General features: G+C 61.0%; 10 protein-coding genes. 4 read left to right on the top strand and 6 right to left on the bottom strand.

All coding sequences use genetic code 11. The features are described 5' to 3' along the window. Positions 1-264: 264 nt before the first annotated feature. Both Q1V60_RS20965 and Q1V60_RS20960 read right to left on the bottom strand, forming a co-directional pair. Positions 265-696 (bottom strand): nuclear transport factor 2 family protein, encoded by a 432-nt coding sequence (locus Q1V60_RS20965; RefSeq protein WP_300634225.1) that lies wholly within the window; start codon positions 694-696, stop codon positions 265-267. A 257-nt stretch (positions 697-953) separates the two neighbouring features. Further along, a complete protein-coding gene (locus Q1V60_RS20960; protein WP_300634223.1) occupies positions 954-2,663 on the bottom strand; it encodes an amidase in 1,710 nt (569 codons plus the stop codon). 122 nt (positions 2,664-2,785) lie between these two features. Between Q1V60_RS20960 and Q1V60_RS20955 the strand changes: the two genes are divergently transcribed. Continuing rightward, positions 2,786-3,094, top strand: a complete 309-nt coding sequence (locus Q1V60_RS20955) for a DUF2834 domain-containing protein (protein ID WP_300634220.1) — start codon at positions 2,786-2,788, stop codon at positions 3,092-3,094. Between the two features lie 77 nt (positions 3,095-3,171). On the opposite strand, the gene Q1V60_RS20950 is transcribed toward Q1V60_RS20955, so the two are convergent. Then, a complete protein-coding gene (locus tag Q1V60_RS20950) occupies positions 3,172-4,383 on the bottom strand; it encodes an MFS transporter (protein ID WP_300634218.1) in 1,212 nt (403 codons plus the stop codon). A gap of 97 nt (positions 4,384-4,480) precedes the next feature. Here Q1V60_RS20950 and Q1V60_RS20945 point away from each other — a divergent pair, with 97 nt between their 5' ends. Then, positions 4,481-5,302 (top strand): helix-turn-helix transcriptional regulator, encoded by an 822-nt coding sequence (locus tag Q1V60_RS20945; protein ID WP_300634215.1) that lies wholly within the window; start codon positions 4,481-4,483, stop codon positions 5,300-5,302. On the opposite strand, the gene Q1V60_RS20940 is transcribed toward Q1V60_RS20945, so the two are convergent. Then, a complete protein-coding gene (locus Q1V60_RS20940) occupies positions 5,295-6,482 on the bottom strand; it encodes an MFS transporter (RefSeq protein ID WP_300634213.1) in 1,188 nt (395 codons plus the stop codon). The genes Q1V60_RS20945 and Q1V60_RS20940 overlap by 8 nt on opposite strands. Before the next feature lie 371 nt (positions 6,483-6,853). Between Q1V60_RS20940 and Q1V60_RS20935 the strand changes: the two genes are divergently transcribed. Beyond that, entirely contained in the window at positions 6,854-7,771 is a 918-nt protein-coding gene (locus tag Q1V60_RS20935; protein ID WP_300634210.1) for an AraC family transcriptional regulator, read from the top strand. Here the strand turns inward: Q1V60_RS20935 and Q1V60_RS20930 are convergent. Together Q1V60_RS20930 and proP are read right to left on the bottom strand one after the other, a co-directional pair. Continuing rightward, positions 7,752-8,258: a GAF domain-containing protein gene (locus Q1V60_RS20930; protein ID WP_300634208.1), complete on the bottom strand. Its 507-nt coding sequence runs from the start codon at positions 8,256-8,258 to the stop codon at positions 7,752-7,754. The two genes, Q1V60_RS20935 and Q1V60_RS20930, sit on opposite strands and share 20 nt — an antisense overlap. Positions 8,259-8,310: 52 nt before the next feature. Next, positions 8,311-9,813 carry a glycine betaine/L-proline transporter ProP gene (proP, locus tag Q1V60_RS20925; RefSeq protein WP_300634205.1) on the bottom strand — a complete coding sequence of 501 codons (1,503 nt, stop codon included), beginning with the start codon at positions 9,811-9,813 and terminating at the stop codon, positions 8,311-8,313. 404 nt (positions 9,814-10,217) lie between these two features. Between proP and Q1V60_RS20920 the strand changes: the two genes are divergently transcribed. Continuing rightward, entirely contained in the window at positions 10,218-11,621 is a 1,404-nt protein-coding gene (locus Q1V60_RS20920) for an MFS transporter (protein ID WP_300634202.1), read from the top strand. Positions 11,622-11,633: the final 12 nt, after the last annotated feature.

Raw genomic sequence — 11,633 nt, 5'->3', positions numbered from 1 at the left:
TGGTGAGCCGTCGCTGAGCGGCCCATGCGCCCCATGCGTTGCGCCTGGCGCTGGGGTCGGTGTCGATTACGGCATTACGAGAGGCGCTGATGAAGGTGCGCAAGGTGGTGCAATGGTGAGCCGTCGCTGAGCGGCCCATGTGCCCCATGCGTTGCGCCTGGCACTGGGGTCGGTGTCGATGACGGCATTACGAGAGGCGCTGATGAAGGTGCGCAAGGTGGTGCAATGGTGAGCCGTCGCTGAGCGGCTCACCGGCAACAACCGTCAGTATTTGTAAGCCTGACGACCGATCAGCAGCCATTTGCCGTTCTGCTTTTGCCAGACCTGAAAGTTGTCGATATCGGTCGGCACTTCGACGCCGCTGTTCACCGCCAGGGCGTGAAAGTGGTTGCGTACCAGGGCGGTATCGCCGTTCAGGGTGATGCTCTGGTTTTGCATTTCCAGGGTTTTGAAGGCGCTGGTGTGGGTTTCCAGATCGGCGATGAACTGCGCCTTGTTTTGCACCTTGCCGCTGGAGTGGCCGTAGGTGAGGGTGTCCGAGGTCAGCGCGTGAAGTTGCTTGAGATCCAGGTGCAACATGGCTTGGGTAAGCTGGTCGACCGCCTGGGCCACATCCTTCTCGGCCGGGGCCGGCGCGGCTGCGACGTAGCCGGAGAACAGGCACAGAAAACCGATCAGCACTTTGACGTTTTGCATGGGTGATTCCTTATTGTTTTTGGGGAGCGACATCGCGACGTCTGTCGTCGTACAACCATGCAATAGGTGCGTAGAAAAAAGAAAGTGAATTCGTGAAGTTTTTGAAATTACCCGGCAGCCCGGTCGTCGTGACTTTAACGAGACCAAGCGCTTGCCTGTCAGACCTGTGGTAGCGGGCGTGCTCGCGAATGCGGCGGCTCAGCCGACCCAATTAGTCACTGCTGAACCGCCTTCGCGAGCCTGCCGCTGGCGTGTGTTTAGCCTGCTGCCAACGGCGGCGTGCGTGGTGGAATCATGCGTTTGCTGCCGGTGGCTTCGAACGCTGAACCAATGCGCAGCAGCGCCGAGTCGTCGTACGCCCGACCGGCAAAGGTCAGCCCGACCGGCATGCCGATATCCGCCATTACACCCATCGGCACGGTGACGGTGGGCACGCCGAGGTGGCGGATGGCGAGGTTGCCGTTGGCCACCCACACGCCGTTGCTCCAGGCGATATCGGCAGAAGCTTCGTTGACATCGGCATCGGCCGGGCCGACGTCCGCCACGGTCGGGAACAGCACCGCGTCGAGCCCCAGGTTGTCCATCCAGTCTTCCAGGTCCAGCCGGCGGGTTTGCTCAAGGCCACGCAAGCCGTCCGGCAATGTGCTGATCTCGTTCCACGGCGTGATGCCACGATGGGCCATGCGCACGTATTCGTCCATACCGGCGGCCAGGTCGTCTTCGCGGTTGGGCAGGGTGCCGGGGTCGTGGGGGAAGATCTTCGAGCCATCGACATCCGCCAGGCGGTTCAGGGCCGGGTCGCCGTTGGCGCGCAGGAAATCATCGAACGCCCAGGCCGACAGTTCCCACAACTCATCGTGCAGGAATTGCTTGGACACCAGGCCACGGGTGAACACCGTGGGTGCGCCGGGGCGGTCGCCTTCGCAATTGGACACCAGGGGGAAATCCACCTCGATGACTTCGGCCCCCGCGGCTTCCAGGGCCTGGCGCGCGGCTTGCCACAACTCGATCACTGAGGCGCGGGTGTGGATTTTCTGCCCGGTCGGCCCGCCGATTCCGGGGTTTTCGTGGGTGCCGGCCTCGGGGTCGGCATTGATGTACATGCGCGGTACGCCGAAGCGTTTGCCGGCGAGGGCCGCGCTGCTCGCGGCCAGTTCGGTATAAGACGCCGGGCGTACCGAGCTGACGCTGGGAATCGGCACCCAGGGTTGCAGGCGCCACAGGTCGCCACGGGTGTCCGGGTCTTCGGCGACCACCACGTCGAGTACTTCCAGCAGGTCGGCCATGGTGCGCGCATAGGGCACCACCACATCCATGGTCGGGGTCAGCGGCCAGTTGCCGCGTACCGAAATCACTCCACGCGAAGGCGTGTACGCACACAAGCCGTTGTTGGAGGCCGGGCCGCGACCGCTCGACCAGGTTTCTTCAGCCAGGCCAAACGCGGCGAAGCTTGCCGCCGTCGCCGTGCCGGCGCCATTGGACGAGCCCGAGGCGAACGGCGCGGTGAGGTAATCGGCGTTGTACGGGCTTTCGGCGCGGCCATAGACCCCCCGTTGCATGCCACCGTTGGCCATGGGCGGCATATTGGTCTTGCCCAGGCAAATGGCGCCGCCGGCGCGCAAGCGCTCAACGGTGAACGCATCACGATGGGCAATCAGCTTGGCGAACGCCGGGCTGCCGGACGCGGCGGTGAGGCCCTTGACCAGGTAACTGTCCTTGGCGGTATAGGGAATGCCGTCCAGTGGCCCCAGGGTCTGGCCTTTTGCCCGGCGTGCATCGGACGCCTCGGCTTCTTTCAAGGCTTCGGGGTTGCGCACTACCACCGCGTTCAGCGCGGTGGTAGTCTGCGGGCCGTCATAGGCCTCGATCCGCGCCAGGTAAGCCTGGACCAGTTCAACGGCGCTGGTCTGGCCGGATTCAAGCGCAGCGCGCAATTGGGCAATGGAGACTTCGGTAACTTGCATCACGTTTTTTCGCCGCCTTCAAGTGGGGGTATGGCGGCAGTCTACGTACAGATATTTCCCAGTGCCAGTTTACTGCTAAGGTAAGCGGATCTGATGATCCACATTGCGCTCCAAGGAGGAGAAACATGCCTGGACCCTATATTGCCCTGGTCGGTTTGCTCGGGTTTTCGTTGTATACCGTGGCGACGATGTTGACGGCCGAGCAATCGCTCATTGCGTTTGGCCAGGAACTGATGTCGCGGCCGGACACTGCGCAGGTGGTGATTGATCTGTACCTGATGGCGATACTGGCCTGCGTCTGGATGTACCGGGATGCGCGGGGGCGGGGGCGGTCATTGATGTCGGTAGTGCCGTATTTCGTGCTGACCGCGGTGTTTGTGTCGGTAGGGCCGCTGCTTTACATCGTCGTCAATGGTTTCAGGCGACGCCCGTAACCCTGGAAACCGATGGTGGGAGCGCGCGAGGCCCTTCCCACCATTGATAAAACCCGCTCATCAAACCGATGAAGGGCTCAAACGCCTTTGGTCGACGGCAACAATATCGTCAGGATGCCCGCCAGCGGCAGGAACGAGCAGATCTTGTAGACGTATTCGATGCCATGGCTATCGGCGAGCAAGCCCAGCAGTGCCGCGCCAATCCCGCTGAACCCGAACATCAGGCCGAAGAATATCCCGGCGATCATGCCGACGTTGCCCGGCACCAGTTCCTGGGCGTACACCACGATGGCCGAAAACGCCGAGGCGATGATAAAACCGATGACCACGCTGAGTACGGCGGTCCAGAACAGGTCGACGTAGGGCAGGGCCAGGGTGAACGGCGCGGCGCCGAGAATCGAAAACCAGATGACTTTCTTGCGGCCGATCCTGTCGCCTATCGGCCCGCCGGCGAAGGTGCCAACAGCCACCGCGCCGAGAAACAGGAACAGATACATCTGGGAACTGGCGACCGACAGCTGGAATTTTTCGATCAGATAGAACGTGAAATAGCTGGTCAGGCTGGTCATGTACCAATATTTGGAGAACACCAGCAACGCCAGTACCACCAGGGCAAAGGTCACGCGGCCTTTGGTCAAACCGTGGGTCGGTTGACTGCCTTGCTTGAGCTTGAACAGGTTGAGGTGGTGGCGATACCAGCGACTCAAGCCGTACAGCACCCCGATTGCGAACACCGCAAACAGGCCGAACCAGGCGATATGGGACTGGCCGTAGGGGATGATGATGGCTGCCGCCAGCAACGGGCCGAAGGCGCTGCCGGTGTTGCCGCCGACCTGGAACGTCGATTGCGCCAAACCGTAACGGCCGCCGGAGGCCAGGCGGGCGACCCGGGAGGTTTCCGGGTGAAACGTCGACGAGCCGACGCCGACCAGCGCCGCCGCCATCAGGATCGCCGGGAAGCTGCCGACAAACGCCAGCATCAAAATGCCGATCAAGGTGCAGACCATGCCCGCAGGCAACAGCCAGGGTTTGGGATGACGGTCCGTGTGGTAGCCGATCCATGGTTGCAGCAACGATGCGGTCAGTTGGAAGGTCAGGGTGATCAGGCCGACCTGGGTAAATGTCAGGCCATAGTTGGCCTTGAGCATCGGGTAGATCGACGGCAGCACGGCCTGGATCAAGTCATTGATCATATGCGCCAGGGCACAGGCGCCGAGCACGCGCATGACCAGAGGGCTTATCTGGGGCGTAGTGGTTGCAGCGGCGGGAGTCGCGGTGAGGGTCGACATGCAGGCATTCCATACAAGGCAGCGAACAGGGGCAGACAGTACGTGAGCTGGCGGCCCATTTCTAATTGTTTCTGGAGCTATGCTAGAGTCGACGAAAATGCCTGTCTCGCGAAATTCGGGCGTAAACCATCGCAAAAAGGGCGAAATCATCAAATCCCTCGACAAATTCCTCCAGGAGATCGATGAAGGCGATTGGGCCGTCACCAGCTCTGCCACCGATTACCCGGAAAATTGGGTGATTCCCGAGCACAGTCACAACAAGCATCAACTGCTCTACGCCATTGGTGGCGTGATGGTGGTGCATTCGGCCCTGAACCAATGGACGGTGCCGCCCAATCGCGGCTTCTGGATGCCTTGCGGGCATGTGCATGCGCTGCGCTGCGTGGGCACACTGAAAATGCGCAGCGTCTTCGTGCACCCAAACAGCTTCCCGAACCTGCCGACCGAGCCGAAAACGGTGACGGTTTCGCCGCTGTTGAGTGAATTGATCAAAGCCTCAGTCAGTTTGAAACCGCCCTACGCCGAGGATTCGCGCGACGCCAGGATCATGCGCCTGATCCTGGATGAGCTGGCCATCCTGCCTGCGCTGCCGTTATCACTTGCGCAGCCCGCCGACCCGCGTATCAACCGCATCTGCCTGACGTTGCAGCAAGAACCGGGCGATGCGTCCACCGTCGCGGACTGGAGCGAGCGCCTGGGCCTGGATCAAAAAACCATCCAGCGCTTGTTCCGCCGCGAAACCGGCATGACCTTCGGCCAGTGGCGCCAACAGGCGCGCCTGCTGTTGGCGCTGGAGCGCATCGCGGTGGGCGAGAAGATTATCGATGTGGCCCTCGAGTTGGGCTATGAAAGCCCGAGCGCCTTTACCAGCATGTTCAAGAAACAGTTTGGCAAGACGCCAAGTCATTTCTTCAAATAGCACCGCTGACGACGCGGGCACGCAGCGGGCGGCGTGAGGCCAGGTAAGCCAGCAAGGTGGCGAGCACCAGCAATGCCGCGCTCAGTTCGAAGGTCGTCTGGTAGCCGCTCAGGTCGAAAGCCGCACCGCCGACCGTGGCGCCCGCGGCAATCGCCAACTGGATGATGGCGACCATCAACCCGCCGCCGGCCTCGGCGTCGTCAGGCAAGGTTCTCGACAGCCACGTCCACCAGCCCACCGGTGCGGCGGTCGCCACCAGCCCCCAACTGCCCAGCAACACGGTGGTGATGCTCGTTGAACCGCCGAACGCCACCAGCGCGAGTGCGATGCCTGCCATTATCAGCGGGATGGCAACCAGCGTCGGGTACAGGTTGTGCTTGAGCAAGCGTTCAATCAGGAACGTACCCGCCAGCCCCGCCACGCCGAGTACCAGCAGCATCGACGACAGCGTGGCTACGTCGACCTGGGTGACGCCTTCCAGGAACGGCCGCAGATAGGTGAACAGCATGAACTGGCCCATGAAGAACACGCTGACGGCCACCATACCCAGGGCCACCGTTGGGTTTTTCATCAAGCGCAGCGCATTGCCGGCTTTTGCCTCGGCCTGGTTCTTCAGCGCAGGCAGGCTCGCCAGCAGCCATATCAGTGCGATCACGGCCACCGGCACCACGCAGAAGAACGCACCGCGCCAGCCGATGAGCCCGCCGAGAAAGCTGCCCAGCGGCGCCGCAATCACCGTCGCCAGTGCGTTACCGCCGTTGACGATGGCCAGGGCGCGCGGCACCTGCGCCTCTGGCACCAGGCGCATCGCCGTGGCCGCCGACAATGACCAGAAGCCGCCAATCGCCACGCCGATCAACCCGCGCCCGAGCATGAACACCAGGTAATTGGGGGCAAAGGCCACCACGCTGCCCGAGACGACCATCAGCAGCGTCAGCGCCATCAGCAGGCGTTTGCGATCCACCCGCGCCGCAATCGAGGCGATCACAAGGCTGGTGAGCAGGGCAACCACCCCGGACACCGAAATGCCCTGGCCGGCCTGGCCTTCAGTAATGTGCAGGTCGGCGGCCAACGGCGTCAGCAGGCTCACGGGCATGAATTCGGAGGCGACCAGCGCAAAGGCCGCCAGCGACATGGCCAGCACGGCGCCCCAGCGTTGGGGTTGAGGAGTATCGAACATCACTTGAATGGCTCTGAAGAAAGGTGGACGTATCGGCTCATCCACACAAATTTTGATGTGACGCTGAACCTGTGGCGAGGGAGCTTGCTCCCGTGACGGCCTACCATCCGACGACTATCTGGCTGATACCCCTTGATCCATGTGTGGGGGGCGCAGCGCCAGTTGTGTGGATACTCAAGCAAAGGCGTTTCATAGGAATGTTCCTTGCGAAGTGTTCGCCCATTTTCCCGGTGGCGGCAGGGCATCTGTAGTGCGTTTGACTGGATTACTTGCCTGATCCTCTGAGTTTTCCCGTTTGGCGGCGACGCCTGTGGCCGGCGCGGGTAAAGCCCTGTCATGAAACGTTCAGAGATGTGTTGGAAGGGCCTGCTATGACGATCAATCAATCGCCGCTGGACGTGCTGATCCAGTCCATCGCCTCGCGTATCCCGGCGACCGGCGACTGCCCGATGCCGATTCCCGGCCTGGGGTTCTATAGGCGTGAGCAACCGGCCGCGCCGGTGGTGTGCATGGTCGAGCCGAGCATCGTGCTGGTGGTACAGGGCAGGAAGCAGTTGTGGGTCGGCGGTGAGGGCTATTGCTATGACGCTTCCCGGTTCCTGGTGACGTCCCTGGACATCCCGGCCAACTCCGAAGTGCTGATTGCCAGCCCCGAGCAACCTTGCCTGGGGCTGACGTTCAAATTGGACCTGCGCATGCTGGCCGAGTTGATCGCCCAGGGCGGCCTGCCGCCAACCCGTGAGCGCGCGATGATGAAGGGCGTTGGTATCGGCTCGGTGACGGACGGCATGCTGGCGGGATTTGCCCGGCTGGTGGCGCTGCTGGACGAACCAGAAGCCATACCGGTATTGGCGCCGTTGATCCAGCGCGAGATTCACTACCGGTTATTGAAGAGCGACCAGGCCGGTCGACTTCGCCAGATCTGCTCGGTGGACGGGCAGGGCTATCGGATCGCCAAGGCCATCGATTGGCTGAAACTGAATTTCGATAGCGCACTGCGCGTGGAAGAGCTGGCCGCGCGCGTGCAGATGAGCGCGGCAACCTTCCATCATCACTTCCGACAACTGACCTCGATGAGCCCGTTGCAGTATCAGAAATGGTTGCGCTTGAACGAGGCGCGACGATTGATGTTGAACGAGCACCAGGACGTGTCCAGTGCCGCGTTCAACGTCGGCTATGAAAGCCCGTCGCAGTTCAGTCGTGAGTACAGTCGATTGTTTGGCGTACCGCCAAAGCGCGACATGGCCGCGCTGCGGGGCAGGGGGGACGTTACTGATCCGCCGGGCTGAGGTTAGCGTAGAAGATGCACCCGATCAGGCGTGCGAACAGGCTCAGGGTTTCCGGCAGGTTGGGGTCGTCGAACAGCATGGCGCGCGAATCCAGCGCGCACAGCGCACCGAACAGGCGCCCATCGGGCAGGAAGATCGGCGCGCCGGCATAGCTCTCGATGGCGTATTGCTTGACCACCGGGCGTGAGGCAAAGCGGCCGTCCTGGCTGATCTGCGGGACGAACAAGGTTTGGGGGTTGATGCAGAACTCACTGCACAGGGTGGTTTCCAGGTCAAGTACGTCGTCGACGTGGATGCCCATCTGCAGCGGATCGTAGGCCGAGCACACCACCCACTCCAGGTCGGTGAATTTGGCGATGCCAGCAAAGCGCATCCCGGTCAGGCGGGTGACCAGCTTAAGAATGTTGGTGCTCGCTTCGATTTCTGCGATGGCCGCGCGTTCGTCGGCGCTCAGGAGCGAGTGTGCAAAGGTGACGCTTGGAATCATGTGAACGCTCCAATGTGCGTGGCCGCGGCCGGCGACCACGCGTAATCAGGTCTTAATTAATCCGTGGATGCTGCTGCACCAGATTCTCGCGCTTTGCTTGGAGCGCGACAATCTCGGCGTCGATATCTTCGATCTTTTGCTCGATATTGTCATGGTGCTCTTGCAGCAGTTCCTTGGCTTCTTCCATGTCGGAGGCCGCTGGAGCCGCGCCGCGCAGGGGTTTATTGGCAGTTTCCTTCATCGTCAGGCCCGTGACCAGGCCGACCACCGCGAACACCATCAGGTAGTAAGCGGGCATGAACAGGTCGTTGGTGCTTTCTACCAGCCAGGCCACCGCAGTAGGCGTGACACCGGCAATCAGTACCGAGACGTTGAAGGCGCTGGCCAGGGCGCTGTAGCGCAAATGGGTGGGAAACATGGCCGGCAGCGTGGATGCCATCACGCCGATAAAGAAGTTAAGCACGATCGCCAGAATCAGCAAGCCGCTGAAGATCAGGCCGGTCTTGCCGCTGGTAATCAGCATGAACGCCGGGATAGACAGGCATAACAAGCCGATGCTGCCGGCGATGATGAAGGGCTTGCGGCCGATCTTGTCGCTGACAAAACCAATGAACGGCTGCACGAACAGCATGCCGACCATGATCGCGATGATGATCAGCACGCCGCTGTTTTCAGCGTAATGCAGGTTGTGTGAGAGGTAGCTCGGCATGTACGTGAGCAGCATGTAGTAGGTCACGTTGGTGGCCGCGACGATACCAATGCAGGTCAGCAGGCTGCGCCAGTGCTTGGTGGCGATCTCTTTGAATGACACCTTGGGGCCATGGCTGAGGCCTTCGCGGTCACCCTGTTCGAGCTTTTCGACGTGTTGCTGAAATGCCGGAGTCTCTTCCAGCGCGTGGCGCAGGTACAGGCCGATCATGCCCAAAGGCAGGGCCAGGAAGAACGGCAGGCGCCAGCCCCAGGCTTCGAATTGCGCTTCGCCGAGTACCGAGGAAATCAATACCACCACGCCGGCGCCGAGTACGAAGCCGGCAATCGAGCCGAAGTCCAACCAACTGCCGAGAAAACCGCGCTTGCGGTCCGGGGCGTATTCGGCGACGAAAATCGACGCGCCGGTGTACTCGCCGCCCACCGAGAAACCCTGGGCCATTTTGCACAGCAGCAACAGGATCGGCGCCCAGATGCCAATGGACGCATACCCGGGAATCAGGCCGATGGCGAAAGTGCTCAGGGACATGATCACGATGGTGGCGGCGAGGACTTTCTGCCGTCCGTATTTGTCACCCAGCGCGCCGAAAAACAGGCCACCCAGTGGACGAATCAGGAAGGGCACGGAGAAGGTGGCCAGTGCAGCGATCATTTGTACGCTGGGCGACGCGTCCGGGAAGAAGACCTTGCCCAGCACGTAAGCGACAAACCCATAGACGCCAAAGTCGAACCATTCCATGGCATTGCCCAATGCGGCGGCGGTGATCGCCTTGCGCATCTTGTTATCGTCGACAATGGTGATGTCGTTCAATCCGATGGGACTGACGCGTTTTTTACGTAATTTCATGCGGGCCACTCTAGAAGCTGAACGGGGAGGTGCCATCGCTGCGATGGCACTGCTCTGTCAGTTCAGATACAAGAGGACACGAAATAATTCACCCAATGGGAGATTTTTTCTCACGGCGGGCTCGGCTCTCCCAGCCAATGCAGATCAAATGTGGGAGTTGTCGAGCCCCCGGCGAGGCTGCGAAGGAGGCGGAACTGATTGCAGTTGTAGTGGCTGACCACCTCCAATGCAGCCTAGTCATCCTATAACCACTTGACCTGATATTTTTAACCCCCTCCGCAAGCCCCATTTAATAGCGATCTTTCAGATTGACACCGTCCGAACAGCTCGATATAAAAGTCGAAGTTGTACGATGACATATGACGTTACATATGTCCTACCTAACAAAAATAAAAAGTGATGCCATGAATCTGAACGAGCCCATCAGTGCCCATCGTGTCGGCCAGGCGGTCGGCAGCTATCGCTGGACGATCTGCGCGATGCTGTTTTTCGCCACTACCGTCAACTACCTCGACCGCCAGGTGCTCAGCCTGTTGGCGCCGCAGCTGTCCACGCAATTTGGCTGGAGCAACACCGATTACGCCAACATCGCGGCGGTGTTCCAGTTCGTTTATGCGATTTCCATGCTGTTTGCCGGGCGGTTCGTCGACAAGATCGGCACCAAGGCCGCTTACGTCGTGGCGATCGGTATCTGGTCCACCGGCGCGATCATGCATGCCTTCTCGGTGCAGATGGGCGAGGGCATCGCGGCGGTCAGCAGTGCCATCGGCCTGGCGGTGATTCCGGTGTCGATTGCCGGGTTTATGTTGTCACGCGCTGTGCTGGCGATTGGCGAGGCGGGCAACTTTCCCATCGCGATCAAGGCCACGGCCGAATACTTCCCCAAGAAAGAGCGCTCCTTTGCCACCGGGATCTTCAACTCGGGCGCTAACGTGGGCGCGATCCTGGCGCCCATTTGTGTGCCACTGATCGCCGGTATGTGGGGCTGGGAAGCAGCATTCATGGTCATCGGCATGCTGGGCTTTCTGTGGGTGGCGGTCTGGGCCGCCGTCTACGAAAAACCGGAGCAGCAAAAGCGCCTGTCGGCCGAAGAGCTGGCCTACATTCGCAGCGATCAGACGGTACAGCCATTTACGCCCACCCCAGCAGGCGCATCGCCGAAAAAAGTCTCATGGTTCAAGTTGCTGACTTATCGCCAGACCTGGGCCTTTGCCTTCGGCAAGTTCATGACGGACGGCGTCTGGTGGTTCTTCCTGTTCTGGCTGCCCACTTTCCTGTCGGCGCAGTACGGCATGAAGGGCGCCGATATCGTGATGCCGCTGGCCGTGCTGTACAGCATGACCATGGTCGGCAGTATCGGTGGCGGCTGGTTTCCCAGTTACTTCATGGCGCGGGGTGACGCGCCCTACGATGGCCGCATGAAAGCCATGCTGGTGATCGCGCTGTTCCCGCTGGTGGTGTTGCTGGCTCAGCCGTTGGGCTACATCAGCTTCTGGATTCCGGTATTGCTGATCGGCGTGGGCGCCTCGGCGCATCAGGCGTGGTCGTGCAATATCTTCACCACGGTGTCGGACATGTTCCCGCAGAAAACCGTCGCTTCGGTGGTCGGTATCGGCGGCATGGCCGGGGGCTTGGGCGGTGTGGTGATGACCAAGATCGGCGGTTGGGTCTTCGACTATTACAAGTCCATCAACGACATCCACACCGGCTACATGATCATGTTCGCGATCTGCGCCCTGGCTTATTTGGTGGCGTGGAGTGTGATGAAGGCGCTGGTGCCGCGCCACAAGGAAATCACCGACCTCTGAGTGAGTGTGCCG

It is taken from the genome of Pseudomonas sp., assembly GCF_030147005.1.
In the GTDB taxonomy this organism is placed as follows: Bacteria; Pseudomonadota; Gammaproteobacteria; order Pseudomonadales; family Pseudomonadaceae; genus Aquipseudomonas.
The sequence above is the reverse complement of the archived record's forward strand: the minus strand, read 5'-3'. Positions and strand labels throughout refer to the sequence as shown.

What these genes read in the sequence shown, in the direction of transcription:
- Q1V60_RS20965 (WP_300634225.1), bottom strand. Translation starts at nt 696, where the DNA reads ATGCAAAACGTCAAAGTGCTGATCGGTTTTCTGTGCCTGTTCTCCGGC.
- Q1V60_RS20955 (WP_300634220.1), top strand. Translation starts at nt 2,786, where the DNA reads ATGCCTGGACCCTATATTGCCCTGGTCGGTTTGCTCGGGTTTTCGTTG.
- Q1V60_RS20950 (WP_300634218.1), bottom strand. Translation starts at nt 4,383, where the DNA reads ATGTCGACCCTCACCGCGACTCCCGCCGCTGCAACCACTACGCCCCAG.
- Q1V60_RS20945 (WP_300634215.1), top strand. Translation starts at nt 4,481, where the DNA reads ATGCCTGTCTCGCGAAATTCGGGCGTAAACCATCGCAAAAAGGGCGAA.
- Q1V60_RS20940 (WP_300634213.1), bottom strand. Translation starts at nt 6,482, where the DNA reads ATGTTCGATACTCCTCAACCCCAACGCTGGGGCGCCGTGCTGGCCATG.
- Q1V60_RS20935 (WP_300634210.1), top strand. Translation starts at nt 6,854, where the DNA reads ATGACGATCAATCAATCGCCGCTGGACGTGCTGATCCAGTCCATCGCC.
- Q1V60_RS20930 (WP_300634208.1), bottom strand. Translation starts at nt 8,258, where the DNA reads ATGATTCCAAGCGTCACCTTTGCACACTCGCTCCTGAGCGCCGACGAA.
- proP (WP_300634205.1), bottom strand. Translation starts at nt 9,813, where the DNA reads ATGAAATTACGTAAAAAACGCGTCAGTCCCATCGGATTGAACGACATC.
- Q1V60_RS20920 (WP_300634202.1), top strand. Translation starts at nt 10,218, where the DNA reads ATGAATCTGAACGAGCCCATCAGTGCCCATCGTGTCGGCCAGGCGGTC.